The organism is Ruegeria sp. HKCCD6647-2 (assembly GCF_057221075.1).
The window spans coordinates 98,907-123,209 of the sequence record NZ_JBWVBD010000004.1; the positions used below are offsets into that span (position 1 = coordinate 98,907).

30 protein-coding genes are annotated in these 24,303 nt (G+C 57.4%); 14 read left to right on the top strand and 16 right to left on the bottom strand.

Features of this window, described 5'->3' with window-relative positions:
• Window positions 1–12: 12 nt before the first annotated feature.
• Genes AC2TDJ_RS11925 through AC2TDJ_RS11935 form a run of 3 tightly spaced genes read right to left on the bottom strand, consistent with a single transcriptional unit; the run spans window position 13 to window position 2,179 of the window.
• Entirely contained in the window at window positions 13–438 is a 426-nt protein-coding gene (locus tag AC2TDJ_RS11925; protein ID WP_480842449.1) for a VOC family protein, read from the bottom strand.
• The gene (locus tag AC2TDJ_RS11930) at window positions 438–1,430 is read right to left on the bottom strand and encodes an alpha/beta hydrolase (RefSeq protein ID WP_480842451.1); all 993 of its coding nucleotides are present in this window, start codon (window positions 1,428–1,430) and stop codon (window positions 438–440) included. The genes AC2TDJ_RS11925 and AC2TDJ_RS11930 overlap by 1 nt, the downstream gene beginning before the upstream one ends.
• Entirely contained in the window at window positions 1,430–2,179 is a 750-nt protein-coding gene (locus tag AC2TDJ_RS11935; RefSeq protein WP_480842452.1) for an alpha/beta fold hydrolase, read from the bottom strand. Before AC2TDJ_RS11935 ends, AC2TDJ_RS11930 begins: the two co-directional genes overlap by 1 nt.
• 215 nt (window positions 2,180–2,394) lie before the next feature.
• Between AC2TDJ_RS11935 and thrS the strand changes: the two genes are divergently transcribed.
• The 5 genes from thrS (at window position 2,395) to AC2TDJ_RS11960 (ending at window position 7,088) form a co-directional block, all read left to right on the top strand.
• On the top strand, window positions 2,395–4,353 hold the full coding sequence (thrS, locus tag AC2TDJ_RS11940; RefSeq protein WP_480842454.1) for a threonine--tRNA ligase: 1,959 nt from the start codon (window positions 2,395–2,397) through the stop codon (window positions 4,351–4,353).
• Window positions 4,354–4,574: 221 nt separating this feature from the next.
• Window positions 4,575–4,877 (top strand): BufA1 family periplasmic bufferin-type metallophore, encoded by a 303-nt coding sequence (locus AC2TDJ_RS11945; RefSeq protein ID WP_480842456.1) that lies wholly within the window; start codon window positions 4,575–4,577, stop codon window positions 4,875–4,877.
• A 71-nt stretch (window positions 4,878–4,948) separates the two neighbouring features.
• Window positions 4,949–5,806: an MNIO family bufferin maturase gene (gene bufB / locus AC2TDJ_RS11950; RefSeq protein ID WP_480842458.1), complete on the top strand. Its 858-nt coding sequence runs from the start codon at window positions 4,949–4,951 to the stop codon at window positions 5,804–5,806.
• On the top strand, window positions 5,803–6,564 hold the full coding sequence (locus tag AC2TDJ_RS11955) for an HvfC/BufC N-terminal domain-containing protein (RefSeq protein ID WP_480842460.1): 762 nt from the start codon (window positions 5,803–5,805) through the stop codon (window positions 6,562–6,564). The genes bufB and AC2TDJ_RS11955 overlap by 4 nt, the downstream gene beginning before the upstream one ends.
• Window positions 6,561–7,088 carry a DoxX family protein gene (locus tag AC2TDJ_RS11960; RefSeq protein WP_480842462.1) on the top strand — a complete coding sequence of 176 codons (528 nt, stop codon included), beginning with the start codon at window positions 6,561–6,563 and terminating at the stop codon, window positions 7,086–7,088. Before AC2TDJ_RS11955 ends, AC2TDJ_RS11960 begins: the two co-directional genes overlap by 4 nt.
• A 1-nt stretch (window position 7,089) precedes the next feature.
• Here the strand turns inward: AC2TDJ_RS11960 and AC2TDJ_RS11965 are convergent, their stop codons facing one another.
• A complete protein-coding gene (locus AC2TDJ_RS11965) occupies window positions 7,090–7,458 on the bottom strand; it encodes a hypothetical protein (protein ID WP_480842464.1) in 369 nt (122 codons plus the stop codon).
• Between the two features lie 41 nt (window positions 7,459–7,499).
• Window positions 7,500–7,817, bottom strand: coding sequence for an arsenate reductase family protein (locus AC2TDJ_RS11970; RefSeq protein ID WP_480842466.1), 318 nt, complete (start codon window positions 7,815–7,817; stop codon window positions 7,500–7,502).
• Between the two features lie 215 nt (window positions 7,818–8,032).
• Between AC2TDJ_RS11970 and AC2TDJ_RS11975 the strand changes: the two genes are divergently transcribed.
• Entirely contained in the window at window positions 8,033–8,239 is a 207-nt protein-coding gene (locus tag AC2TDJ_RS11975; RefSeq protein ID WP_008758035.1) for a cold-shock protein, read from the top strand.
• A gap of 80 nt (window positions 8,240–8,319) precedes the next feature.
• Here the strand turns inward: AC2TDJ_RS11975 and AC2TDJ_RS11980 are convergent, their stop codons facing one another.
• Both AC2TDJ_RS11980 and thyX read right to left on the bottom strand, forming a co-directional pair.
• Window positions 8,320–8,628 (bottom strand): hypothetical protein, encoded by a 309-nt coding sequence (locus AC2TDJ_RS11980; protein ID WP_480842467.1) that lies wholly within the window; start codon window positions 8,626–8,628, stop codon window positions 8,320–8,322.
• 53 nt (window positions 8,629–8,681) lie between these two features.
• On the bottom strand, window positions 8,682–9,593 hold the full coding sequence (gene thyX, locus AC2TDJ_RS11985) for an FAD-dependent thymidylate synthase (RefSeq protein ID WP_480842469.1): 912 nt from the start codon (window positions 9,591–9,593) through the stop codon (window positions 8,682–8,684).
• A 178-nt stretch (window positions 9,594–9,771) separates the two neighbouring features.
• On the opposite strand from thyX, the gene AC2TDJ_RS11990 reads away from it, so the two are divergent.
• From AC2TDJ_RS11990 to AC2TDJ_RS12000, 3 genes are read left to right on the top strand one after another with little or no spacing between them, the layout of a single operon-like run.
• Window positions 9,772–10,200, top strand: coding sequence for a VOC family protein (locus AC2TDJ_RS11990; RefSeq protein WP_480842472.1), 429 nt, complete (start codon window positions 9,772–9,774; stop codon window positions 10,198–10,200).
• On the top strand, window positions 10,197–10,901 hold the full coding sequence (locus tag AC2TDJ_RS11995; RefSeq protein ID WP_480842474.1) for a DUF1194 domain-containing protein: 705 nt from the start codon (window positions 10,197–10,199) through the stop codon (window positions 10,899–10,901). The genes AC2TDJ_RS11990 and AC2TDJ_RS11995 overlap by 4 nt, the downstream gene beginning before the upstream one ends.
• Complete coding sequence (locus AC2TDJ_RS12000) at window positions 10,898–11,617, top strand: DUF1194 domain-containing protein (RefSeq protein WP_480842476.1); 720 nt, start codon at window positions 10,898–10,900, stop codon at window positions 11,615–11,617. The genes AC2TDJ_RS11995 and AC2TDJ_RS12000 overlap by 4 nt, the downstream gene beginning before the upstream one ends.
• A gap of 3 nt (window positions 11,618–11,620) precedes the next feature.
• Here the strand turns inward: AC2TDJ_RS12000 and AC2TDJ_RS12005 are convergent, their stop codons facing one another.
• From AC2TDJ_RS12005 to AC2TDJ_RS12015, 3 genes are all read right to left on the bottom strand, one after another.
• Entirely contained in the window at window positions 11,621–12,118 is a 498-nt protein-coding gene (locus AC2TDJ_RS12005; protein ID WP_480842478.1) for a MarR family winged helix-turn-helix transcriptional regulator, read from the bottom strand.
• Between the two features lie 78 nt (window positions 12,119–12,196).
• On the bottom strand, window positions 12,197–12,454 hold the full coding sequence (locus AC2TDJ_RS12010; RefSeq protein WP_480842480.1) for a succinate dehydrogenase assembly factor 2: 258 nt from the start codon (window positions 12,452–12,454) through the stop codon (window positions 12,197–12,199).
• Window positions 12,451–12,843 carry a helix-turn-helix domain-containing protein gene (locus tag AC2TDJ_RS12015; protein ID WP_480842482.1) on the bottom strand — a complete coding sequence of 131 codons (393 nt, stop codon included), beginning with the start codon at window positions 12,841–12,843 and terminating at the stop codon, window positions 12,451–12,453. Before AC2TDJ_RS12015 ends, AC2TDJ_RS12010 begins: the two co-directional genes overlap by 4 nt.
• Before the next feature lie 92 nt (window positions 12,844–12,935).
• Here AC2TDJ_RS12015 and AC2TDJ_RS12020 point away from each other — a divergent pair, with 92 nt between their 5' ends.
• Window positions 12,936–14,138, top strand: coding sequence for a pyridoxal phosphate-dependent aminotransferase (locus tag AC2TDJ_RS12020; protein WP_480843030.1), 1,203 nt, complete (start codon window positions 12,936–12,938; stop codon window positions 14,136–14,138).
• 14 nt (window positions 14,139–14,152) lie between these two features.
• On the top strand, window positions 14,153–14,554 hold the full coding sequence (locus tag AC2TDJ_RS12025; RefSeq protein ID WP_480842484.1) for a hypothetical protein: 402 nt from the start codon (window positions 14,153–14,155) through the stop codon (window positions 14,552–14,554).
• Between the two features lies 1 nt (window position 14,555).
• On the opposite strand, the gene AC2TDJ_RS12030 is transcribed toward AC2TDJ_RS12025, so the two are convergent.
• Window positions 14,556–15,908, bottom strand: a complete 1,353-nt coding sequence (locus tag AC2TDJ_RS12030; protein WP_480842485.1) for an MATE family efflux transporter — start codon at window positions 15,906–15,908, stop codon at window positions 14,556–14,558.
• Between the two features lie 311 nt (window positions 15,909–16,219).
• On the bottom strand, window positions 16,220–16,828 hold the full coding sequence (locus AC2TDJ_RS12035) for a carboxymuconolactone decarboxylase family protein (RefSeq protein WP_480842487.1): 609 nt from the start codon (window positions 16,826–16,828) through the stop codon (window positions 16,220–16,222).
• A gap of 138 nt (window positions 16,829–16,966) precedes the next feature.
• Here AC2TDJ_RS12035 and AC2TDJ_RS12040 point away from each other — a divergent pair, with 138 nt between their 5' ends.
• Window positions 16,967–17,806 carry a class I SAM-dependent methyltransferase gene (locus tag AC2TDJ_RS12040; RefSeq protein WP_480842490.1) on the top strand — a complete coding sequence of 280 codons (840 nt, stop codon included), beginning with the start codon at window positions 16,967–16,969 and terminating at the stop codon, window positions 17,804–17,806.
• Window positions 17,807–17,985: 179 nt separating this feature from the next.
• Window positions 17,986–19,944: a DNA topoisomerase IV subunit B gene (gene parE / locus AC2TDJ_RS12045; RefSeq protein ID WP_480842492.1), complete on the top strand. Its 1,959-nt coding sequence runs from the start codon at window positions 17,986–17,988 to the stop codon at window positions 19,942–19,944.
• A gap of 8 nt (window positions 19,945–19,952) precedes the next feature.
• Here the strand turns inward: parE and AC2TDJ_RS12050 are convergent, their stop codons facing one another.
• Window positions 19,953–20,741: a hypothetical protein gene (locus tag AC2TDJ_RS12050; RefSeq protein ID WP_480842493.1), complete on the bottom strand. Its 789-nt coding sequence runs from the start codon at window positions 20,739–20,741 to the stop codon at window positions 19,953–19,955.
• Between the two features lie 357 nt (window positions 20,742–21,098).
• Here AC2TDJ_RS12050 and AC2TDJ_RS12055 point away from each other — a divergent pair, with 357 nt between their 5' ends.
• Window positions 21,099–21,380, top strand: coding sequence for a hypothetical protein (locus AC2TDJ_RS12055; RefSeq protein ID WP_480842495.1), 282 nt, complete (start codon window positions 21,099–21,101; stop codon window positions 21,378–21,380).
• A 15-nt stretch (window positions 21,381–21,395) separates the two neighbouring features.
• On the opposite strand, the gene AC2TDJ_RS12060 is transcribed toward AC2TDJ_RS12055, so the two are convergent.
• The 3 genes from AC2TDJ_RS12060 to AC2TDJ_RS12070 form a co-directional block, all read right to left on the bottom strand.
• A complete protein-coding gene (locus AC2TDJ_RS12060; RefSeq protein ID WP_480842497.1) occupies window positions 21,396–22,166 on the bottom strand; it encodes an alpha/beta hydrolase in 771 nt (256 codons plus the stop codon).
• 69 nt (window positions 22,167–22,235) lie between these two features.
• Window positions 22,236–23,075, bottom strand: a complete 840-nt coding sequence (locus AC2TDJ_RS12065) for an EamA family transporter (protein ID WP_480842499.1) — start codon at window positions 23,073–23,075, stop codon at window positions 22,236–22,238.
• 74 nt (window positions 23,076–23,149) lie between these two features.
• Complete coding sequence (locus tag AC2TDJ_RS12070; RefSeq protein WP_480842501.1) at window positions 23,150–24,295, bottom strand: iron-containing alcohol dehydrogenase; 1,146 nt, start codon at window positions 24,293–24,295, stop codon at window positions 23,150–23,152.
• Window positions 24,296–24,303: the final 8 nt, after the last annotated feature.

Here is a 24,303-nt window from a genome sequence, read left to right on the forward strand (position 1 = left end):
GCTTGCGCATTGTCAGTATCCGTTCCAGCGAAAAGCGCCGTCCTCTCCGAGCTTCGAGAAGGGGTTAAATGCCACCTCCCAGATCGTGCCTTCGGGCGCGCGGAAATAGCCGTGGTGACCACCCCAGAACACATCCGAAGCAGGCTTCAAAATCTCGGCACCTGCTTCTCCGGCCTTGCTCAGAACTTCGGCCACGTCACTTTTTGCGCGGCAATTATAGCTAAGGGTCAGCGCCCCCTGCCCCAGCGTACCAACATCGACGCCGATTTCTTCTGCCAGTGCCGAAAGCGGGTAAAGGCCGAGGGTCTGTCCGATCAAATCGAACGCGATGACTCCATCCGGGCTTTCGACCCTTTTCCAACCCAAATGCTCGTAGAATCCCGCGGCAGTTTCCGGGTCGACAACTCCGACGGTGATGAGGCTGACGCGTTGTTCCATTATTCGATCCCCTGTTCCTTCAACCAAGCGAGCATACCGGCCACGGCAAATTCGGTCTGCCCCGGAGCCATCAACCGGCCCGCTATGACGTGAGACGCCGGATCGTCCCCCGGCCCCATCGTGACAAGCGAAACGGTGGCCGGTGCGCCCCATGCTTCTGCCACTTTATGCGTCCGGTCCGGCCGCACAACCTGATCGTCGTCGGAAAACCAGAACAGCGCCGGAACCTGCGCGCCAGAGACGTCCAGAGCATAAACGCTCTCGACCAACACCGTCATCGGCACGACGGCCTCCCACGGATAGACGACGGTCCAATACTTGTTCAATTCGGGGTCTGGGCCAGAAACATCCCGTTCCGACCCCAACAGAACCGGCAACCAGTTTCGTGCCCAAGGCAGCGATGGTACCCACGACCCAACCGTATTGACGCCGAAATTCGGTGACACAAGAACCATTGCCGCGACGTCTTTGCTGAGTTCTGGGTTGAGAGCGGCCGCTACCGCCAGCGTACCACCGGTCGACGTGGAAATGACAACCACACGCTCGCCAACAGCGCGGGCCGCGGCCAGCGCTTCGGCCATGTCCATCATCCAGCCGGACGCGGTCGCTTCGGCCATGGCCATTCCGGATCGACCATGCCCCTGCAGGCGCGTGTAGACCAGATTGGCGCCCAACGCGTCTGCTATCAGATCCGGCACCGGTCGGATTTCTTCGGATGACGCGGAAAAGCCGTGAACATAAAGAACGGAATAGGGCGTGCGTCGCTCATTGAAGCCATCCCGCCAGATTACCCGCTTCTCCACACCGGGCACGATGTCATCAAAGACGGACTCGGTACTTTCGAAATAGACCTGCACACCTTCGCCGAACTTTCGCGATTCAAACTGGGGATTCAGGTCCACCATCTCACGCGGGCCAAACCAATACACAAGAGCGCCAAGTGCAATACCTGCCAGAAGAACGCGTCCCAGGAAACGCCCGAACCGCCGCATCAGCTACCCGCCATCACATCCAGGACTGCCTTTTCGATTATCTGCAGGCAGGGGCCATCCGAAAACCGATGGTCGGCGTCCTTGACCAATAACAGCTGCATATCCGGCCCGCTGGCGTGCTCAAGCAAACGAACAGCCGTTTCGGTGGATACCGCAGTATCCGCCGTACCTTGCAGAAAGCGAACGGGAAACGGTAACTCAAGAGCGTTGCGCAGAACAAGCTGCTGCCGTCCGTCCTCGATCATCCGCCTGGTGATGATGTAAGGTTCCATGTAGTCCGATGGCAGCTCCACGCGACCGACGGTTTCCAGCGTCGCTTTCTGTTCATCCGTAAAGGACGCCCAATACCCGTCCTCGGTAAAATCCGGCGCGGCCGCGATGGTGACCATGCCCGCGATCCGATCCGGCATCGCCTTGGCCAGCAGCAGCGCCTGCCACCCGCCCATGGACGAACCGACAACAATCAGCGGCCCGTCCGTCAGCGTGGAAATCGCAGCCAGCGTATCCTGATGCCAGTCCCCGATGCAGCCCTCTTCGAACGCGCCTGAGCTTTCGCCATGCCCGGAATAGTCGAACCGCAGAAACGACTGCTCACGGGCCTGCGCCCATGCCTCGAGATGTACGGCTTTGGTGCCCTCCATGTCGGACTTGAGCCCCCCAAGGAAAACAAGTGTCGGCCCTGACCCTTCACTCTTGTGATAGGCCAGCCGTCGCCCTTGCGCTGTCTCCAGATATTCCGTCGCCGCCATGAAATCCTCTTTGCGTTTCCCGCATCATGCACGCCCCGAACCCAAGTGCAATTCCCCGGCCCTTTCATCTTTTCACAAATACTCCGGGGAGCGCGAGGGGCAGCGCTCCTCGCTTCTTCCCTTGACACCCGCGCAACCGCCTGACAAAGGATCGGAACACCATAACCCGCAACCGGGCGTTCAGTGGGCGCCAAACCGACGAGGAGAGCCAGACCATGGCCCTGGATTCAAAATCCGTCTCTCTCACCTTTCCCGATGGCAATGCACGATCCTATGAAGCTGGCATCACGCCGGCGCAAATCGCGGCCGACATCTCAAACTCGCTGGCGAAAAAGGCCATCTCGGCCACGGTGAATGGCCAGCATTGGGACCTGCAATGGCCCATCGAAGCGGATGCCGATATCGCCATCCATACCATGAAGGATGAGGTTCAGGCCAATGAACTCATCCGCCACGACTTTGCTCACGTGATGGCGCGCGCGGTGCAGGAAATCTGGCCCGCAACCAAGGTCACCATCGGCCCGGTCATCGAGAACGGCTGGTATTACGATTTCGACCGGGAGGACCCCTTCACGCCCGAAGATCTCGGCCTCATCGAAAAAAAGATGAAAGAAATCATCAACAAGCGTGATCCCGTGACCACCGAGGTCTGGGATCGGGACCGTGCGATCGAATTCTACAAAGCCAACAACGAGCCTTACAAGGTCGAGTTGATTGAAGCGATCCCGGGTGACGAGCCAGTGCGTATGTATTGGCATGGCCATTGGCAGGATCTGTGCCGCGGTCCGCACCTGCAACATACCGGTCAGTTGCCGGGTGACGCCTTCAAGTTGATGAGCATTGCCGGCGCCTATTGGCGTGGCGACAGCAACCGCGCGATGCTGCAACGCATCTATGGCGTGGCCTTCACCGGCAAGGAAAAGCTCAAGGCCCACCTGCACATGCTGGAAGAAGCCGCCAAACGCGACCACCGTAAGCTGGGTCGCGAGATGGACCTGTTCCACATGCAGGAAGAGGCCCCGGGTCAGATCTTCTGGCACCCGAACGGCTGGACCATCTACACCCAGTTGCAGGATTACATGCGCCGCGCCCAGCACCGCGGTGGCTATGTTGAGGTGAACACACCCCAGGTCGTAGACCGCAAACTGTGGGAAAAGTCCGGCCACTGGGACAAATACCAGGAGCATATGTTCATCGTTGAAGTGGACGAAGAACACGCGCGCGAGAAATCGGTCAACGCGCTGAAACCGATGAACTGCCCCTGCCACGTTGAAATCTTCAAACAGGGTCTGAAGTCGTATCGCGACCTACCGCTGCGCATGGCGGAATTCGGGTCGTGCGCACGATACGAACCATCGGGCGCGCTGCATGGCATCATGCGCGTTCGAGGCTTTGCACAGGACGACGCTCATATCTTTTCGACTGAAGATCAGATCGGCGACGAGTGCGCACGCTTCATCGGCTTCCTGACGGATGTCTACAAGGACCTCGGGTTTGACAGTTTCAAGATCAAGTTCTCGGACCGCCCGGAACAACGGGCCGGGTCGGACGAGGTTTGGGACAAAGCCGAAGAAGCGTTGCTGAACGCCACTCGCGCAGCGGGTGTCGAACCAGAGCTGAACCCCGGAGAAGGCGCATTTTATGGGCCCAAGCTGGAGTTTGTCCTGACCGATGCGATTGGCCGGGACTGGCAATGCGGCACGTTCCAGGTGGACTTCGTTCTGCCGGAACGGTTGGACGCCACTTACATCGGCGCTGATGGCGCCAAACACCGTCCTGTCATGCTGCACCGCGCCTGCCTTGGATCTTTCGAACGCTTCATCGGCATCCTGATCGAGGAGCACGCAGGTAAATTGCCGTTCTGGCTCGCTCCGCGGCAGGTGGTCGTCGCATCGATTACCTCGGACGCAGATGAATACGTGATGGAAGTGGTTGAAACGCTCAAGGCCGCCGGTGTCCGCGCCGAAGCCGACATCCGCAACGAGAAGATCAACTACAAGGTCCGCGAGCATTCGGTCGGCAAGGTTCCGGTCATTCTGGCCGTCGGCCACCGCGAAGTCGAAGAGCGCACGGTCAGCGTTCGCCGGCTGGGTGAAAAACAGACACAGGTTCAATCACTTGAAGCTGTAACAAAAGAGCTGGGCCAGTCCGCGACCCCGCCGGACCTGTTGTAACATTCGGCAGCAAATTGCCGTGAATCCGGCCCCCTTTTTGGGGCCGGATTGAAACATTTCCAATTTTCCACTTCAAAAACAGTTTGTTAACGCGCAAGGTGGCATGACTACCTTTGACGCGCTCGTGAGACACGGGCTCGTGAATTCAACTCTGGCCCGCAAGCCATTACCTTTGTCATTGTCACAAGCAGACATACCCAGTCATCAAGAGGATTACCGAGATGTCGAACACCGCAAAGTCCCTGGTCATCGCAACCGCAGTTGCAGCTGCTGTATCGGGCGCAGCCACTACAGCAACCGCGCAAGCCAAAGAAAAGTGCTATGGCGTTTCGCTGGCCGGTCAGAATGACTGCGCCGCGGGCCCCGGCACTACCTGCGCAGGCACCTCGACCGTTGATTATCAGGGCAACGCCTGGACCTTGGTCGATGCCGGCACATGCGCCGATATCGAACTGCCCAAGTCCGCCGACGGTACGCCCCGCCACGGCTCGCTCGAGCCGCTGGAGCGTGACCTGCCGGCATAAGGCCTCGCAAACGAAGATTTGGGGGCGGGCAACATCGCCCGCCCTTTTCGTCGTAGTCAGGGAACGCGCTTATGTTGGATGATGCTCTCCGATCGAACCGACTGCCTGCCGCACCGGGCGTAGGATACAAGCCGCAGCACTTCTCGCAGATCCTTGATCACGCAAAACCAGTGGCATGGCTGGAAATTCATGCCGAAAACTACATGGGCGACGGTGGCCGTCCGCTGGCGCAGTTACGACACCTGTCCGAACAGTTTCCGATTTCCGTCCATGGTGTCGGCCTTTCCATTGGTGGAGAGGATCCGCTGAACTCTGACCACCTGACACGTTTGAAAAGTTTGGTCGGCTGGCTGAACCCGGCAAGCTTTTCCGAGCACCTGGCCTGGTCAACCCATGACAGTCATTTTCTGAACGACCTTCTGCCCCTGCCCTATACCGACACCACACTGGCCCGCGTATGCGATCATATCGATCAGGTACAGGAAGTCGTTGGCAGGCAAATGCTTCTGGAAAACCCGTCCAGCTATCTTGCCTTTGAGGAAAGCACTTGGTCCGAGCCCGACTTCCTTCGCGAAATCGCCAGGCGTACGGGCTGCGGCTTGTTGCTGGACGTCAACAATGTCTTTGTCTCTGCCACCAACCTCGATTTCTCGCCACAGGGCTATATCGACGCCTACCCGCTGGAGCAGGTTGGCGAGATTCACCTTGGCGGTCATGACGAAGACGAGGACGATCACGGCCACCAGCTGTTGATCGACAGCCACGGGCGCGAAGTCGTCGATCCGGTTTGGGCTCTGCTGGATTACGTTCTGGACCGGTCGGGACCCAAGCCAATTCTGATCGAATGGGACACTGATGTTCCCGACTGGCCGGTCCTGCGGGCCGAAGCGGAACGCGCACAATCGGCTTTGGACCGGGTTCCGGCATGAGGGTGTCGCAAACCGCTTTTCACTCGGCCCTGTTGGATGCAAGCCAACCCGTTCCGGACGGTCTGCTGGATTCAGCCGACCAACCGGCGGGGGGCCGTTTCAGCGTCTATCGCAACAACGTCGCCGTATCCCTGACCGAGGCAATGCATCAGGCCTTCCCGGTGATTGCCAAACTGCTGGGCCCGCAAAACATGGACGGCCTGGCGGGAATTTTTCTGCGCCAGCATCCGCCGTCTTCACCGTTGATGATGTTTTATGGGGAAGAGTTTCCGGGTTTTCTGGCCAAAATGGAGCAGCTTTCCCATCTGGGTTACCTGCCGGATGTCGCCCGGCTGGAACTTGCAATTCGGCGATCCTATCACGCGGCCGATGGTCAACCGATCGATCCGGATGCTCTGGCCGTCGCGCCCGAGGATCTGATGCGGGCAAAGCTTACATTGGCTCCGGCGGTGCAGATCGTCCGCTCGGTCTGGCCGATTCATGCAATTTGGCGGTTCAACACGCAGGAAGATGCTCCCAAACCCGAAGCGGGCGCACAGGACGTCCTGATCACTCGTCCGGAATATGACCCTGCCCCGCGTGAACTACCGCCTGGCGGTGCCGACTGGATTGAACGAATTCAGAACGGTGAAACCATCGGCGAAGCGTTTGAGGCGACAACTGCAGAAACCCACGACTTTGACCTGGGAACCACTCTGGCACTGCTTTTGCAGGGCGGTGCGATTACTTCCGTGACTATCGAAAGGCTGGATACATGACTGCCCTGATTTCTACGTACAACAACACCCTGGGACGGCTGGAGGTGACCTCTGGCTGGTTGACACCGACCTTGGCCCGGCTGGTTTTTGCGGCAACTCTGCTGGTGTACTATTGGAACTCGGCGACGACCAAACTGGGCAGCGGATTTTTCGGGTTCTTGCGCCCGTCTGACGGTGCTTATGTACAGATTTTCCCCAAAGCCATGGAAGCTGTCAGCTATGACAGTTCCCAACTGGGTATCTTTCACTGGGCGGTTGCTGTGGCGGGCACATGGGCGGAATTCCTGTTGCCCGCTCTGATCGTGGTGGGCTTGCTGTCGCGCATCTCCGCATTGGGCATGATCGCGTTTGTCTGGGTTCAGACGATCGTGGACGTTAACGGGCACGGTACCGAGCTGGGTAGCTACTTCACGAACGCTCCGAACCTGCTGGATGATCGGACACTGTGGTCCTTCACGCTTGCGGTGATCGTGATCAATGGCGCAGGCCCACTGTCGCTGGACCGAATCCTGCGCATCAAGTGATTTAGAAATGCGTCTTGGGCTCGTCCGGCTTTCCCGCGGCCAGCCCAAGAACCCCGGCCACTGCGGCAAAGGCAATCGGGAACATGGTGAACACGCCGAAACCAAAGGCGTAGTACATGCCGGCCGCCGAAAGCAGCAGCAAAACACCAGCCACAAGCGCACGCGCATGAGCCATTGCGCCCCCTGCAATTGCCAGAAGGGGCGCCAGGATCGAGATGGTCTGAACCAGTTCGGGATTCTCGACCTGCTCGGCAATGCCGTCGATCTCACCAAACTGATCAACCAGTTCCACGAAGCCATAGCCAAAAAAGCCGACAATCATTCCAACAAGGCCGGCGATGACGCCCAAGATCATTGCAGCGTTCCGCATTCTTCCGTCTCCACAGTTTCAGATGTCAGATATGTGGTTTCTCAGACAACACCAAGGCCTCGGCGTGTTTCTTCGGTCCAGCCCAAGAACAATCTGCCGTCTGCTTCGATCAATGGACGCTTCATCAACGCGGGATGCTCTGCCAACAGGTCCAAAGCAGGACGATCCCGCTCGGATTCATCCAAATCCCGCCAGGTTGTTGAGCGAGTGTTGAGCAAGGCTTTGCCGAAACGTTGGAACGCCGTCGTTATCACTGAATCCGGCACACCTTGCGCCCGAACATCCACGAACTCAGCATTTGGAAGCGATTTCAATGCCTTGCGGCAGGTATCACAGGTTTTCAATCCATAAAGGCGCATGATCGGGTTGTTCCTGTCGTTGATGCAATGTTGGGCAAAATGAAATGCTTACCCCGGTTATTCTTGATTTTTTACTTCACCGTGCAATGTTGAAAAAGACGAAACACGCAATTCGGGCCGTCTCGCTTGGGCGAACTGTGATGTGTTGCGGTTGCGTCAACTACTGTCCCCGCCAATTTAGGGGTCAACGTGTAAGTAGGAAGGAGACACGGGAAATGCCAACCGGCACCGTGAAATGGTTTAATACAACCAAAGGCTATGGGTTTATCGCCCCCGATGAAGGCGGCAAAGACGTGTTTGTTCATATCTCAGCCGTAGAACGATCCGGTCTGACCGGGCTCGCTGATAATCAGAAAGTCTCGTACGAGCTGCAGGACGGACGTGACGGTCGTCAGATGGCGGCTGATTTGAAGCCATTGTAATTTGCTCTCACCAAAGGTGGGACGTTTCCAAAAAAGGTTAGCGGCCAATTTCCGGCCGTTGACCGCCCTTCCAGGAAAATTCACCCTCGTGCCGGATCTGCTTCGGCATGGGTGAACCAGTTTTCGCCCATTGCAACGATGCAGGACGTTCCGGTTGCGTAGGTAATAACCAAGGTCCAATCACCGGATTCGCTGGTCCAGACTTCCATGATCTGCTCGGGCCCGCGTATACCCGATGCTGCCTGCTGCGATCCGAACTGAAGTGTCAACTTGTCGTGCATCCGGCTGGTGGGTTCACAGATCACCTCTGCAATCGGAGATTGCGCGTGAGCCGTACCCGCCAGCAGCAGAGCTGCGGCAACATTTCGAATATCCGAGATCATTGTCATGCATCCAATGTAACAGATACATGACAAAACGTATAGACAAATGATATGCGAGCTCAGCCTTCGCGGATCACATCCTGAAACTCTCGCCACTCGCGGGCGGTCAGGCCCGAATTCTCTTGCGTGACAGCCTCACCTGCCAGCATCCGTCGAAGGCAAGCAACCATCTGAGCCGACAAATTGACCGCGCCAAGGCGGTAGTCTTCGAACGCGCGATAGGCGAAAGGAACCCAGTCGGCAACGATTTTGCACAGGGTCTCGGCATAGACCCGTATCTCATATTGTGCATGCGGGTCTGCGCGCAGGCGCAGGAAATGGAACAGGTTGTGAAGGTCCACCTTCCAGTACCATTGGGTATAGATATTTGCCGGCAGGTTCATGCGGGCCAACTCGCGGGCCAGCCCCTGCTGACCATCCTGATCGATCATGGATTCGTAGTTGTCGTAACACCGGGCACTGTCGGCCTTGAGAATCTCTAGAACGCGAGCTGCTTCCTCACCTTGCAACGCGTCGCCTCGCCCCTGGTTATTCACCTCGGATTGGGCGGCGACGTGTTCGGGTGCAGGAATATAGAACTCACGATCCAGGATCGAATAACGGGCGGAATATTCGTTCACATTTGCCGTCCGATGGCGAATCCACTGGCGCGCGACAAAGACCGGCAGTTTGACGTGCAGTTTGATCTCGCACATTTCGAATGGTGTCGAATGCCAGTGCCGCATCAAATAGCGGATCAGCCCCTCGTCATTCTGCACCGACTTGGTGCCTTTGCCGTAAGACACACGCGCCGCCTGACAAATTGCAGCATCGTCGCCCATATAATCGATAACCCGGACAAATCCGTGATCCAGAACCGGATGCGCCGTGTACAGGTGATCTTCCATACCTTCGGCAACAACGCGGCGGGTCGGATGGGACTGAGCACGTTGCGCGTCGATCTCGGCCAGTTGGTCGGCAGACAGAGGCATGAAATTATCCTTTCCAGAAATGAGTCGCCCACCACTATATATCGTCGACTTCCCTACCGGAACCGCGAGATGTGCGGCGTTTCGTGCAAAATTGGAATTGTGTTCCGCCGCACCCCTCGACACACGATGACTGCGCGCTAAGCTGCTGAAAATCACAATCAATGTAAGGGAAGTCACGATGGGGCTGACATATCTTCACACCATGGTCCGCGTGAAGGATCTGGAGAAATCCATGGCGTTTTATGAACTTTTGGGCCTGAAAGAAACCCGCCGGTACGAGAGTGAGGCCGGGCGCTTTACCCTGGTGTTCTTGGCCCCTCCGGGTCAGGAAGACGCACCGATCGAGCTGACATATAACTGGGACGGCGACGACGCGTTGCCCAGCGACAGCCGCCATTTCGGTCACCTCGCCTATGGCGTCGACAACATCTACGAGGCCTGCCAGCACCTTCAGGACAATGGCGTCGTCATCAACCGCCCGCCGCGCGACGGGCGTATGGCGTTTGTCCGGTCGCCCGACAATATTTCGGTTGAGCTGTTGCAAAACGGCGAAGCACTCGAGCCCGCTGAACCCTGGGCCAGTATGGAAAGCACCGGACACTGGTGATCCGCTGGCTGGCATCCCTTGGGCTGGCTATTCTGGCCAGCCCCGGTCAGGCCGAAACCTGTCGTCTCGCCTTGGCGCTGGCATTAGACATATCAACTTCGGTCGACGCGAATGAGGATGTGTTACAGAGGCAGGGCCTCGCTGCAGCTCTGATTGCACCCGAAGTGCAAGATGCTTTTTTTTCATCCTCACTGCCCGTTGCATTATCAGTTTATGAATGGAGCGGGCGCGATATCCAGCGGGTTATTCTCGACTGGAAAATGATAGAGAACGACAACGACCTCACTTTCGCTTCTTCGCGTATTTCACAATCCGTCCGCTCGGACAGTGGTTCGGCGACGGCCATGGGGTATGCTCTGGCCTTTGGGGCAACCCTGATGCAGCAGGCGCCCAGATGTCTGTTTCAAACCATTGATCTGTCAGGGGATGGGTCGAACAACGACGGTTATGGACCTGAAATCGCTTACAGGCATTTTCCCTTCGGAGACACGGTCGTCAATGGCCTCGTCATCAACGCCGCCGATTTCGAGGGTGAGCTGTATTTGATCCCGTTCTTCGAGAACAATGTTCTGCGTGGTCCCGGTGCCTTTCTGGAAATTGCAAATGGGTTTGAAGATTTCGAGCGGGCCATGCGGCGGAAACTGGAACGCGAGTTGAACACGCTCGAACTGAGTGCAGTTTCAAAAGGTCATCCGAATTGATCCGGTTGCTGGCACTTTTGTTCAGCCTGACAGCGCCTCCGGTTTGGGCCGAATGCCGGCAAGCTCTGGCGCTGGGCCTGGATGTGTCTGGCTCGGTCGATAGCCAGGAATACCGTCTTCAGCTTCGCGGTCTGTCAGCAGCGTTGCGTCGCCCCGAGGTTCAGCAACTGATCCTGTCAAATCCTGCTGCGCCCGTTCGTCTGGCGATATTCGAGTGGAGCGAGGCCAGCCATCAACGCATTCTTCTGGATTGGACGGAAGTTCGCTCCTCCACGGACCTTCAACAAATCGGGCAACGTCTGGATTCGGTCACACGATCCTCGGCACCTCAGGGCACCGCCGTTGGGTCTGCCATGGTGTTTGGGGCCAAGCTTTTGGCCGAACAGTCCGATTGTTGGAAACGTACGCTGGACTTGTCCGGCGACGGCAAACACAATCTTGGCCCCCATCCGCGCGACGTCAAACAGACCCTGAGCGCATCCGGGATCACGATCAACGGATTGGTCATTGGCGCCGATGATCCGACACATAGCGACAAGCGATATGTGCAGGTTGGTGAGTTATCCGCCTATTACAACGCATGGGTCATTCTGGGACCAGGCGCATTTGTCGAAGTTGCACTGGGTTTCGAAGATTATGAGGACGCCATGACCCGAAAGCTGATCAAAGAGCTGGAGGGGTTGATCCTGTCGGGCCTCAGCCCAAAGGCGCGTTGATCGTCAATAGATATACCTGATCTGGTCGGTCCAGTATCTTTCCACGCGACGCAGCGATCCGGTAATATCCTCGATACCGTCTATGCTAAGGACACCACGGCTCTGAAGCCCATCAGCGTGACGGGCAAATAGATCTGAGACGATATCCCTTATCTCACGCCCACGAGGTGTCAGCCGCACCCGAACCGAGCGTCTGTCGATCTCGCATCTCTGGTGATGCATGTATCCCATTTCAACCAGTTTCTTGAGGTTGTAGCTGACGTTGCTGCCCTGATAATATCCGCGACTTTTCAGTTCACCTGCGGTGACTTCATGATCGCCGATATTGAACAGCAGCAGGGCCTGAACGGCATTGATTTCCAGAACGCCGACACGCTCGAACTCATCCTTGATGACGTCGAGAAGCAACCGGTGCAGCCGCTCGACCAACGCCAAAGCCTCTAGGTAGCTGGACATGAACCCCTTGGTTCCTTGCCCGGAGACCTGCAATTCCAAACTCATATGACCCTCCGATTCATCCGCGCCGTTCAAGGCAAGATGACGCGAAATCCCGAAAAATCAGTTAAGCCGGATTTTATGCTATTTTTGAAAGGTTTGCGCTATGTCGGCAATCAGATCCGCGAAGGGTTCGGGTGCAGCAGACTGACCAGTGACCCATTGATAGAGGTCCTGATCGTTTTCGTGCAACAACGCATCGTAGGCTTCCAACTGGGCCGGATCCATCGCCGCCAGATTGCGGTCGGCATAAGCCGACAGGATCAGATCCATTTCCTTGATCCCGCGCCGCATCGAACGCATCTTCATGCGCTTGATCCGGGTTTCGCGTGGCTCGGTCATTCGGTCTCTTCCAGCTTCAAACGCAGAGTCTTTTCGACGCGCGCCAACCGTTCGGAACTGGCGCGCATTTCCCCTCGAATGGCACGCATCTCTGCAACCAGAGGCGCCAGATCGGTATTGGCCTCGCTCAAGGCGTTAGGCGCGTCCATCCCCTCTCCTTCGCCCGTGAGCAGCCACATGATCGAGACGTTGAGCATTCCGGCCATCATCGACAGTTTGTTAGCGCGCGGTTCGGACAGATCGTCCTCCCACGCGGCAACGGTGGCCTTTTTGACCCCGAGACGGCGGGCCAGCTGGGTCTGTGTCATTCCCGTCGCCTCGCGCGCGCCGGCGACACGATCCCCGAATGTCGCCGCGTCCGGTCCGAACCAGTCCGTTTCGTCGTTCATTGGGGGTCTCCTATACCTGTATCTTGTATGACTTGATCGTATTTCGGGCGCACCCTATGACAGTCCGGACAAACTTACAAACCGAGGCCGCCATGACCTTCCTGTCTGCGACATTGTCGCGCGTCAAACCCTCTCCGACCATTGCCATGACCGCAAAGGCAGGCGAACTGAAGGCGGCGGGTCGCGATGTCATCGGGCTCAGCGCAGGTGAGCCGGATTTTGACACGCCGCAAAACATCAAGGACGCAGCAGTTGCGGCAATCGCCGCCGGTAAAACGAAGTACACCGCCCCCGATGGTATCCCCGAACTGAAACAGGCGGCCTGTGCCAAGATGAAGCGGGATCACGGTTTGGACTACACGCCGGCCCAGATCTCGGTCGGGACAGGCGGCAAGCAGACATTGTACAACGCTCTGATGGCAACGATGAATGACGGCGACGAAGTCATCATCCCTGCGCCATATTGGGTCAGTTATCCGGATATGGTTTTGCTGGCAGGCGGTACACCGGTTGTGGTTGAGACCACTCTGGACAACAATTTCAAGCTGACCGCCGAACAACTGGAAGCGGCGATCACCCCGAAGACCAAGTGGTTCATCTTCAACTCGCCGTCGAACCCGACTGGTGCGGGATACAGCCGCGCTGAGTTGAAGGCCCTGACGGACGTCCTGATGCGCCACCCTCATGTCTGGATCATGTCCGACGATATGTATGAGCATCTGGCCTATGACGGTTTCGAATTCTGCACGCCCGCCGAGATTGAACCCGGACTCTATGACCGAACGCTCACCTGCAATGGCGTGTCCAAGGCCTATGCGATGACGGGTTGGCGCATTGGCTACGCGGCTGGTCCGGTCGAGATCATCGCGGCAATGCGCAAGATCCAGTCGCAATCCACCTCGAACCCCTGCTCGGTCAGCCAATGGGCCGCGGTCGAGGCGCTGAATGGTACGCAGGCCTTTCTGGCCCCGAATGCCGAGATTTTCAAACGCCGCCGCGATCTGGTGGTCGACATGCTGAGCCGGATTGACGGCATCACCTGCCCAACGCCCGAAGGCGCGTTTTATGTCTACCCTTCGATCGCTGGTCTGATCGGCAAGACGACACCCGCAGGGACCGTCATCGATACGGATGAAACCTTCGCCAACGCCTTATTGGAAGAGGCTGACGTGGCAGTCGTCTTTGGCGCGGCTTTTGGTTTGTCACCCAATTTCCGGGTCAGCTACGCGACCTCGGACGAGGCGTTGAAAGAAGCCTGCACCCGCATACAGAAGTTTTGTGCTTCGCTGACCTGAATCCGGAGGACCACATGACTGCAGAACTGCCAGAATATTATTTCCGCGTGCGCGAGAATGGCGCGGTCGTGTTCAGGGTCGATACTGAAAACCGCCAACAGCGGATTGAAATGAAGCAAATCGCCGTTGTGAACGTCCGCAACGGCGAAGTAAAACCCCATGGGCAGCACGTTCTGAATGACGATGAGACGGCCGAAATTGCTCGTTGGATGGACGAACGCAAAACGTTGTTGGCGCAGCGCAGCATCGACGACATTCATCGCACGGTGGATCACCTGAACCAGACAGCCCAATGGGCGCAATCCAAAGCCTCGGACCAAGAGCTTGAGGAGGTGACCGACCGGCTGCTGATGGCAATGCATGACTTGCGCACAGTGCTGGTGCGCAAAAAAGCGGATCGAGTCGCAAGAGAGTAAATTATTCCGCGGGAACAGGAACTTCGCGAACTGACCTCAACCAAAAACGGGCCATAAGCAGGACTGCTGCAAAGGCGAGACCAAGCACAAGACCCAGCCAGACTCCGATCCCATCCATTCCCTGGATGAACCCAAAGAAATACGAGGCCGGAATACCCACGACCCAATAGCTGAGCGCAGCCATTACCATTGGTATCTTTGCGTCCTGCAACCCGCGCAGCAGACCCAATGCAATGACCTGAGCACCGTCCACAAGTTGGAACAGGGCCGCCATTGCCAACAGGCCCGTACCAATCGCAACGATCTGCGGACGCTGTGGATCATCGGATTCGATGAACAGTGAAATCAATGGCTCGGCGCAGGTCAGGAACAGCACGATCGCAACAAAAGACATCACCAGCGACATGCCCGTCACAGCGATCGCTCCTTTTTCCAGATGCGCCCGGTCCCTGCGGCCCAAAGCATTGCCAGCCCGGATCGTTGCCACGTTTGACAAACCCAAATGCACCATGAACGTGGCTGAGGCGAGGTTCAGCGCGATTCCGTGCGCGGCCAGCGGCACCTGCCCCAGCCAGCCCATCATGACAGCGGAGGTAGCAAACAGTGATACTTCGGCCAAAGTCGTCAACCCGATGGGAACGCCAAGCCGCAGAACGCTGAAGAACATCTCCCAATCCGGACGCCAGAAGCGCTGGAACAGGCTGTGCTCGGGCAATGCCCGGACCGCATAAACCACGACACAAATCAGCGAAACGAGTTGTGTTACGACCGACGCAATGGCCGCACCGGTAACGCCCAATTCGGGGGCGCCCCAATTACCAAAGATCAGGGCGTAGTTCGTGATACCGTTTACCACCGCGGCCAGAACCGTGATCCATAAAACGATCTGCGTCCGCTCCAATGCCGCCAGATAGGATTTCAGAACCATGACCAGCAATGCCGGGAACAGCCCCCACCCGGCGATGCGAAGGTATTCGGAAGCAGTTTCAGCCACTTGCGGTTCCTGCTTCAACGCTATCAGAACCGGATAGGACCACCACAGAAGGGGCATCATCACGGTCGCGTAGATCAGCGACAACCACAGTCCCATGCGCGTTGAGCGTCGGATACTGGTCTCATCTTCTTCGGCGGCAGCGGTGGCGACCATCGGCATGACGGCCCAGCCGAACCCTGCGCCAAACAGGAAAAGTACAAAGTAATAGCTGCTGGCCAGCGTCACTGCGGCCAGCGCCTCGACTCCGTACCATCCCAGCATGACGGTATCGGTCAACCCGATCGCAAACTGCGCAAGGTGCCCGCCGATCAGCGGCAAACCCAACACCGCAATGGCGCGAAAATGGGCGGGATATGTCATCACTTTCCTCATTCCGCCAGCCTTAGGCTCGGCCCGCGCCAGAAACAAGAGAGGAACTGATTTATTTCAAAGTGAGACTTTTGAATACGGAATGTCAGAGCAATTCAACTGCCCACTCCACGTACCAAACAGAGGTAACAGATTTCTACTGCCGCCACCGAACAGTCGGTTTGATCGCCCGGCTTCAGGACTGCCTGCAAATTGAGTTCCAAACTGTGGGAAACTCGGTATGCGTTTGCGCTGAATGCCCGGGTCCGCACCCTCATTCGAACCCTAAGACAGGTCGGTTCGTTGCGCCACAGGACAGCCGTTCAACGGTGTCCCCAATCATCAGGATTGTCCGAGTTGTTGGGCGATAGCCCAAGAATGTCTCCCTCGGTCGAACACCCCAACCCCAATACAGTTCTGTTGGCATACGCGAAATAGGCACAAACCTGGTTGATCTCCAGGATCTCACCATCATCCCAGCCAGCATCCCGCAATGCGGCCACGTCGCGTTCCGTCAACTCCGCCGGAGCCTCGGTCAGAATTTGTGCATATTTCATGGCTGCGATCTGCGCTGAGTTCAACGGGGCGGTTTCAGGGTCGCATGTCTCGATCGCTGCGCGGATGGCGTCACCTCGCGGCTTATCCCCCAACAAGCGCTGCAGCCCGTTGAAATGATGCTCGACACAATAACCGCAGCGGTTCAGTGAACTGACCCAGACGCCAAGGGTTTCGAGAAACCACTTCGGGATCGTGTTGGCCGAGTGGTGCAGCACATTCTTGTACAGCGCCATGTGCCCTTCCATCGAATGAGGACGCAGAGAATGCGCCATCATGATATTGTCTACATTGTTACCCGGCCCCGTGATCCGCCCGTAAAGCTTTCTCAGCTTGCCCGTTGCCACTTCGAACGGAATGGTTTTGATCCAGCTCATCGAGTTCTCGCCTGATGGTTACGTTGAAACTCACCCTAGGGGCGATCTTTTTGTTGTTCGAGGCAATTCTGAACGCGCATAATTGACGGCAAGCCCCGGGGAAGTAAGCTTCTTGAATTCAAAAGAGATGGATTTCCCATGGACGCAAAAGAAAACGACGTCGCAGCGTGGTACGCAAACCACCCGATTTCAGCCCCACATATCTTGACCAAACTTCAAAATAGCAGGGGTTCGCTGGAAAACGTACATCCAGCCGATCTCTATCCCTTCGATCAGGACCACTATGATGGGCTGAATGCTAATGCATGTCTGGCGGACAACACCGGTATGAAACCGGGCGACCACGTGCTCGATGTTTGCGCCGGTCTATGCGGCCCAGCGCGATGGTATGCGGCCGAACGTGGAGTTGACGTGACCGGGCTGGACCTTAGCCCGAACCGCGTCGCCGGGGCGGAAGAACTGAACAATCTTGTAGGCTTACAGAAAAAAGTTCATCCCGTTCAAGGCAGCGCAATGGAGTTGCCCTTTGACGCTTCAAGCTTTGATGCCGCGGTCAGTCAGGAATCGTTCTTGCATATTCCGGATACTTCGCGCGCATTGCAGGAAGTCTTCAGGGTCCTTCGCCCTGGCGCCCGGTTTTCGTTTACCGACTGGGTGATGCACAGCCCATTGCCGGACGAAGAGGTCGAAGAATACCGCGCCCGCTTTGCCTGCCAGACCCTGCACAACATCCCGGACTACCAAGCATTGCTTGAACAGGCGGGCTTTACTGTTATTTCGACGGATGATCTTACCCAACCTTGGGGTACGATTCTGGCTGAACGCCTTCACATGTACCGAGAGCTGGATGCCGAGGCGGAACGGGCGGGAAACCCCTCCAAAGGAAAAGGGTTCATCGACATGTACGCGCGATTTGTCGACGATGTTCAGCGACACCGTGTGGGAGGCGCCCGATTCACGGCAGAGAAACCCGATTGATGCGGGAAAAGACGTGGTTCCGGCCAGTTGGTGCCATCTATTCGACTTCGTCAGCTTAGTATCATTGAGCGTGTAAAACAATTGAATGCGTTAAGGAGCACACAACACTTCGCCCCCCTCTTCCCCCGAACCACATCACCTGCCATAATGGGGAAAACCCGAAAACAAGAGCAGCACCCATGCCCGAAGATCTGTTGAGCGCACCTGCCACAACGACCTATGACGCCTCCTCGATCGAGGTGCTTGAAGGTCTGGAACCTGTCCGCAAACGCCCCGGTATGTATATCGGCGGCACGGATGAGCGCGCTTTGCACCATATGGTCGCCGAAATCCTCGACAACTCGATGGACGAAGCGGTCGCCGGTCACGCCAACCGGATTGAGGTCGAGCTGCACGCCGATTACGCCCTGACCGTGCGCGACAACGGGCGCGGCATCCCGATCGACCCGCACCCAAAGTTCCCGGACAAATCGGCGCTGGAGGTGATCCTGTGCACCTTGCACGCGGGCGGTAAATTCTCGGGCAAAGCCTATCAGACCTCGGGCGGTCTGCACGGTGTTGGCGCCTCAGTGGTGAATGCTCTGTCGGATTCGATGGTCGTGCAGGTGGCGCGCGACAAGCAGCTTTTTGAACAACGGTTTTCTCGCGGTATCCCGCTGGGCCCCGTGGAAAAAGTCGGTGCGGCCCCCAACCGGCGCGGCACAACTGTTACCTTCCATGCAGACGAAGAAATCTTCGGCCATCACCGGTTCAAGCCCGCCCGCCTGTTCAAATCCATCCGCTCCAAGGCCTACCTGTTCTCGGGCGTCGAAATCCGCTGGAAATCCGCCATCGACGACGGTGAGACGCCGACCGAGGCGTCCTTCCATTTCCCCGGCGGCCTGTCGGATTACCTGAAAGAGACGATGAACGGCTCTTCGACATATGCCGAGCAACCCTTTGCCGGCACCGTGGACTTCAACGAGAAATTCGGCACCCCCGGCAAGGTCGAATGGGCGATCAACTGGACGCCTTCGCGCGACGGATTCATCCAGTCTTACTGCAACACCGTCCCCACCCCCGAAGGCGGCACCCATGTCGCCGGGTTCTGGGCCGCCGTCCTCAAGGGGATCAAGGCCTATGGCGAGCTGATCAACAACAAGAAAGCGGGTCAGATCACGCGCGACGACCTGATCACCGGTGGCTGCGCGCTGGTGTCGTGTTTCATCTCTGAACCGGAATTCGTCGGCCAGACCAAAGACCGTCTGGCCACGGTCGAGGCGCAACGGCTGGTCGAAAACTCGGTCCGCGACCATTTCGACAACTGGCTGGCCGCGGACACGAAATCCGCCGGCGCCATTCTGGACTTCCTCATCCTGCGGGCTGAGGAACGCCTGCGCCGACGGGCCGAGAAGGAAACACAACGCAAGTCCGCCACTAAGAAACTTCGTCTTCCCGGCAAGCTGGTGGACTGTTCCAGTTCAACACGCGACGGCACGGAATTATTCATCGTCGAGGGCGACTCGGCGGGCGGCTCCGCCAAAATGGGTCGGGATCGCAAGACACAGGCCCTGCTGCCCCTGCGTGGCAAGATCCTGAACGTGCTGGGCGCGGCCAGTTCGAAACTGGGCACCAACGCCGAGATTAACGATCTGACACAGGCTCTGGGTGTGGGGCTTGGCACCAAGTTCAACGTCGATGACCTGCGCTATGACAAGGTCATCATCATGACCGACGCGGACGTGGACGGGGCGCATATCGCGGCGCTGCTGATGACGTTCTTCTTTACTCAGATGCGCCCGATGATAGACTCGGGACACCTGTATCTGGCATGCCCGCCCCTCTACCGCCTGACGCAAGGGGCCAAGCGCGTCTACTGTCTGGACGAGGTCGAGCGCGACGAATGGCTTGAGAAAGGTCTGGGCGGCAAGGGCAAGATCGACGTGTCCCGCTTCAAGGGTCTGGGTGAGATGGATGCCAAGGACTTGAAAGAGACCACAATGGACCCCGCATCCCGAAAATTGATCCGGGTCACCATCGACGAGGACGAACCCGGCGAGACCGGCGATCTGGTCGAGCGCCTTATGGGTAAAAAACCCGAACTGCGGTTCCAATACATTCAGGAGAACGCGCGGTTTGTGGAGGAGCTGGATGTTTGAGTTGGTTATCAAGAGTCATCCGCGTACAGACTGCCTGAAAGCTCAGTATCGAACTCTATGTTCAACGATATCTTGAACTCATCTTTTAGGTAATCGACTACTTTTTGATGTCCGGCACTAGCCTCTGGAAGCGCTTGAGATAATAATCTTCGTAGGTGGCTTTCAATGTCTTGCACGCGCAATAGTTGCATAGGATCCGGTCTTGTTTCCGTAGAAATCATCCTACCGGAAACCCTCACATCTCCGTTTTCGGCTACAGACTGTTGAAGCACTTTCACTTCACGAAGATGCGCCGTCATTAGGAAATTCAATTGCGCAGAAGCTCCCTGAAGGTTGTTCAACAGATTAAACATCCACGGTTGTTTTAACCTAGTCACTGTAGCAGTTTCTTCAAACGTGAACGCGATCCCGTCCGAGGGGTTCTCTATCGGCTGATGTATTTGAATGAGCTCACCGGCTTCAGAGGTGACCGTCATCATTATTCCCCGAGGGTCACCAGAGTAAATATGCCGGTAAGCCTTTGTTAAATCTTCTAGAATTGAAAATATCTTCGAGTGTATTTCTAGAACGCGAACCTCATTTAGATCGCGTTCACGCTCTAATCGTTCTTCACGGGCCGCATAAATCGTCAATAAGGTTCCGGCGAGAGCAATTGCTGCACCTAGCATTGTGGCGATTACTGTTTCAGAAGGTTCGATTGAATCGCCAAAAAAGTCTGTGAGAAACTCAAACCCGAGAACAACGCATATACCGAAAAATAATCCAATCGCAAAAATCCCATTGAACAAGAAATTCATACTAAACCCTTATTGTTTAACGTTTCTTAGGCTTTCTACTAACGATTGGAAAATCCACTATTGGACGATGGGTGTAAATGTCAATTTCAACTACTACTCGAACCTCGCGACCATCGCGTGAGTAGGAGCGGAACACGCCCGCCCATGGGGGCGGGACGGGCGTGTGCTTGATGCTTTGCATCAAGCATTGGTGAAATAGCGCAGGACGCTTCCATAAGCCTCCCCCATGCCCCCCTTGCCTAACCCGTTGATCTCGTTCACACTTACCCTCTAACCGTCATCCAAGAACGACATTTGAGGTTCCGAGCGTCCAAGACCCAATTTGAACGAACACAGATTTTCGAACGGGAGGACGACATGAAAACATTAACCCTCGGGCTGGCCTTTGCCTTGCTGGCCGCACAAGCCCCCGCGCAGCAGATGCTCAGCACCGCATCGCCCATTCCGGACGGCGCAGAGTCTCGGTTCTGCTATTACGAAGGCATGGCTTATTCTGAAGATTCATTTGTCCTTCTGACCGGTGACAACACGGTCACCGAGACGGTCCGCACGATACAAGAACGCCTGTTACGCTGTCATCGTGACAGTGATGGCACCCTGAAATGGAAGCCGCAGAGCACCTTCTCGACCAATAACTGACCCCGGTTGGCGGCCTTAGCCCACCTTCTGATCTAACCAGTCCGCGATCTGTCCGGCCGGGCCTTCCCAGCCGGGCTCCATGAACAGGAAATGCGCGTGGTCTTCCACGGGCATGAAGGTCGCGCGGTCTCCGTAGAGTTTTGCCAACGCGCGGCAGGTGTTGGGGTTCACCGCCCGATCCTCGGTCCTTGAAACGACCAGCACCGGACAGTCGATCTTGTCGATATCGACCTTCATCGCGTGATTGTCGTCGAACATCCAAAAGAACATCTCGAACATCACCTTCCCGCTTTCGGCACCCAACTGGTCGAACACCTCATGCTGCTGCGTTTCGGGCATTTTGTTCAGCGCAAAGGGGGCCATCAGGTCGAACTCGACCCGCATGGGCTGTTTCCAGAACGCCCCACCCTCCATCAGCGCGCGCGGAATGGCGCGTTCGTCGTCGGTTTCTGGCAAGGTGCCCCACGGCGCGTTCGGGTTGATCAGAACGATGGCGCAGGCCAACCCGCGCGACGCCACCTGTTGCGCCACCACGCCTGCAATAGCGTGGCCGAGGATGACCGGTTTGCTGTCCAGCCGCTGCACGAATTCCGCGATGTCATCGGCATAATCCAGAACGCTGGTGTCAGTCAGACCCGGATCGGGTTCCGCCTTGGAGTCTCCGCCATGATAGCGCAGTGCAGGCGTGTGCACCGTCCAGCCCCGGTCGCGGAAAAACGTCGCATAATCCTCCATGCACCAAGGTCCGGCAAAGGCCCCGTGGATCAGAACAATCTCTTTGGTCATGAAATACGCTCCTTCATCTGTCGCATCCACTATGCGAGACGAACGGCGCAAGCGGCAAGGCCGCTGGTTTCACACAGCCATGCCGATCAGGGCGACGCCAACCGCCATCAATACGGCGGCACCCAACCGTCGCACCCAGTAGCCCTCTTTCAGGAAAACGAACCCGATGAGCGCCGCAAAAATGACCGATGTTTCCCTGAGCGCCGAGACCGCGCCCAACGGGGCGAAGTTCTTGGCATAAAGCACGAGGCCGTAGGCCGTCATCGACACCAAACCGCCCAGAATGCCCACTATCCACGCTTTGGCAGGAAGCGCGGCCAGGGTGCTCCTCTTCCGGATACCGATGAACCCTGCAATGAACAGGTGCAGAAACGCCCCCCACGCCCAGTAGCTGAGCGTGTTGCCGGAGATCCGTACACCAATACCGTCTACAACCGAGTAGATCGAAATACAGAACCCGGTACCAAGTGCGAATCCAAAGGCCCACAGCCCCACACCAGACCGCAACGCTTTCCAGCTGCTAAGCTGAATACCCAACGCAATCAACGCGATCCCGCCCCAGGCCTGCAAAGGCAGCACTTCGCCGACCAGCGCCATGGCCCACAAAGACACCAAAGCGGGCACAACGCCACGGGCGATGGGGTAAACGACGCTGAGGTCTCCATGCTGATAAGCCTTGCCAAGCATGTAATAATAACCGAAGTGAACCACAGTTGAGATCAGGATGTAGGGAAAGCTCTCGGCGCTGGGCAGCGGTAGAAGCAGGATCATGGCCGTTGCCGGAATGACCTGACCCAACGCAACCAGCCCCAGAGTGGTCGTCCGGTCGGCTGCTGTTTTTACAATCGCGTTCCACACCGCATGCAGCAACGCTGCCGTCAAAATGATGGCAATGACAAACAGGGTCACTTCCAAGCCTCTCTTGAAGGGAAAACCGGCCCGCAGGGCGGGCCGGTCGCGTTACTTGCATACTGCGAAAGAGATCACAATGCGGCTTTGAACAGGATTGTGAGGTTGTTTTGGTTGAGTTCGATTGGGTTTCCGCCGCATGAGGGATCGATGATTGCGCCCTGGACGAGGTCGGGGATTGCGGCCTCGGTGACGCCCAGATCGGACAGTTTGCGGGGGATGCCGAGGCTGTCGTTGAACTCCTGCACGAAGGCGCGGAAGCCATCGAAGCCGCCGTCGATGCCCAGATAGGCAGCGGCGGACCGAAAGCGGTCGGCGATGGCCGGGGCGTTGAACTCCAGCACGGCGGGCATGCAGACGGCGTTGGTGGTGCCGTGATGGGTGTTGAAGTGTGCGCCGACGGGGTGGCTCATGGCGTGGATGGCGCCGAGGCCCTTCTGGAAGGCAGTGGCGCCCATGGCTGCGGCGCTCATCATCTGGGCGCGGGCCTCGATATCGGTGCCGTCGGCATAGGCGCGCGGCAGGTATTCCATGACCAGGCGCATCCCCTCCAGCGCGATGCCCTGGCTCATCGGGTGGTAATGCGGGCTGGAAAACGCCTCGACGCAATGGGCGAACGCATCCAGACCGGTGCCGGCGGTAATGAACTTCGGCATCCCCACGGTCAGTTCCGGGTCGCAAATCACCACCGTTGGCAGCACCTTGGGGTGGAAGATGATCTTCTTGGCATGGGTCTCGGAATTGGTGATGACGCTGGCGCGGCCGACTTCGGACCCGGTTCCGGCCGTGGTCGGCACCGCGATGATCGGCGCGATGGCGTCGGCATCAGCGCGGGTCCACCAGTCGCCGATATCCTCAAAATCCCAGACCGGCCGCGTCTGGCCGGCCATGAAGGCCACCATCTTGCCCAGGTCCAGCCCCGAGCCGCCGCCAAAGGCGATTACCCCGTCATGGCCGCCCGCGTTATAGGCCGCGACGCCTGCATCGAGGTTCCGTTCGTTGGGGTTCGGATCCACGTCACTGAACAGGCCGCGGCCCAGACCGGCGGCCTCCATGATATCCAGCGTCGCGGTGGCGATCGGCAGATCGGCCAGCCCCTTGTCCGTGACCAGCAAAGGCCTTTTCATCCCGGCAGCCACACAGGCGTCGGGCAGTTCCCGGATACGACCGGCGCCGAATTTGATTGCGGTCGGATAAGACCAGTTTCCAACAAGGCTCATGTCTTACT

Bases quoted from the DNA above. Each gene is read 5' to 3' on its own strand.
- AC2TDJ_RS12010 (WP_480842480.1), bottom strand. From the start codon at position 12,454: ATGACCGAGCCACGCGAAACCCGGATCAAGCGCATGAAGATGCGTTCG.
- AC2TDJ_RS12020 (WP_480843030.1), top strand. From the start codon at position 12,936: ATGACCTTCCTGTCTGCGACATTGTCGCGCGTCAAACCCTCTCCGACC.
- AC2TDJ_RS12055 (WP_480842495.1), top strand. From the start codon at position 21,099: ATGAAAACATTAACCCTCGGGCTGGCCTTTGCCTTGCTGGCCGCACAA.
- AC2TDJ_RS11990 (WP_480842472.1), top strand. From the start codon at position 9,772: ATGGGGCTGACATATCTTCACACCATGGTCCGCGTGAAGGATCTGGAG.
- AC2TDJ_RS11975 (WP_008758035.1), top strand. From the start codon at position 8,033: ATGCCAACCGGCACCGTGAAATGGTTTAATACAACCAAAGGCTATGGG.
- AC2TDJ_RS11930 (WP_480842451.1), bottom strand. From the start codon at position 1,430: ATGCGGCGGTTCGGGCGTTTCCTGGGACGCGTTCTTCTGGCAGGTATT.
- AC2TDJ_RS11955 (WP_480842460.1), top strand. From the start codon at position 5,803: ATGAGGGTGTCGCAAACCGCTTTTCACTCGGCCCTGTTGGATGCAAGC.
- AC2TDJ_RS11980 (WP_480842467.1), bottom strand. From the start codon at position 8,628: ATGACAATGATCTCGGATATTCGAAATGTTGCCGCAGCTCTGCTGCTG.
- AC2TDJ_RS11960 (WP_480842462.1), top strand. From the start codon at position 6,561: ATGACTGCCCTGATTTCTACGTACAACAACACCCTGGGACGGCTGGAG.
- thyX (WP_480842469.1), bottom strand. From the start codon at position 9,593: ATGCCTCTGTCTGCCGACCAACTGGCCGAGATCGACGCGCAACGTGCT.
- AC2TDJ_RS11935 (WP_480842452.1), bottom strand. From the start codon at position 2,179: ATGGCGGCGACGGAATATCTGGAGACAGCGCAAGGGCGACGGCTGGCC.
- AC2TDJ_RS12005 (WP_480842478.1), bottom strand. From the start codon at position 12,118: ATGAGTTTGGAATTGCAGGTCTCCGGGCAAGGAACCAAGGGGTTCATG.
- AC2TDJ_RS12015 (WP_480842482.1), bottom strand. From the start codon at position 12,843: ATGAACGACGAAACGGACTGGTTCGGACCGGACGCGGCGACATTCGGG.
- AC2TDJ_RS12070 (WP_480842501.1), bottom strand. From the start codon at position 24,295: ATGAGCCTTGTTGGAAACTGGTCTTATCCGACCGCAATCAAATTCGGC.
- thrS (WP_480842454.1), top strand. From the start codon at position 2,395: ATGGCCCTGGATTCAAAATCCGTCTCTCTCACCTTTCCCGATGGCAAT.
- AC2TDJ_RS11925 (WP_480842449.1), bottom strand. From the start codon at position 438: ATGGAACAACGCGTCAGCCTCATCACCGTCGGAGTTGTCGACCCGGAA.
- AC2TDJ_RS12040 (WP_480842490.1), top strand. From the start codon at position 16,967: ATGGACGCAAAAGAAAACGACGTCGCAGCGTGGTACGCAAACCACCCG.
- AC2TDJ_RS12050 (WP_480842493.1), bottom strand. From the start codon at position 20,741: ATGAATTTCTTGTTCAATGGGATTTTTGCGATTGGATTATTTTTCGGT.
- parE (WP_480842492.1), top strand. From the start codon at position 17,986: ATGCCCGAAGATCTGTTGAGCGCACCTGCCACAACGACCTATGACGCC.
- AC2TDJ_RS11965 (WP_480842464.1), bottom strand. From the start codon at position 7,458: ATGCGGAACGCTGCAATGATCTTGGGCGTCATCGCCGGCCTTGTTGGA.
- bufB (WP_480842458.1), top strand. From the start codon at position 4,949: ATGTTGGATGATGCTCTCCGATCGAACCGACTGCCTGCCGCACCGGGC.
- AC2TDJ_RS11970 (WP_480842466.1), bottom strand. From the start codon at position 7,817: ATGCGCCTTTATGGATTGAAAACCTGTGATACCTGCCGCAAGGCATTG.
- AC2TDJ_RS11945 (WP_480842456.1), top strand. From the start codon at position 4,575: ATGTCGAACACCGCAAAGTCCCTGGTCATCGCAACCGCAGTTGCAGCT.
- AC2TDJ_RS12035 (WP_480842487.1), bottom strand. From the start codon at position 16,828: ATGAGCTGGATCAAAACCATTCCGTTCGAAGTGGCAACGGGCAAGCTG.
- AC2TDJ_RS12025 (WP_480842484.1), top strand. From the start codon at position 14,153: ATGACTGCAGAACTGCCAGAATATTATTTCCGCGTGCGCGAGAATGGC.
- AC2TDJ_RS12030 (WP_480842485.1), bottom strand. From the start codon at position 15,908: ATGACATATCCCGCCCATTTTCGCGCCATTGCGGTGTTGGGTTTGCCG.
- AC2TDJ_RS12060 (WP_480842497.1), bottom strand. From the start codon at position 22,166: ATGACCAAAGAGATTGTTCTGATCCACGGGGCCTTTGCCGGACCTTGG.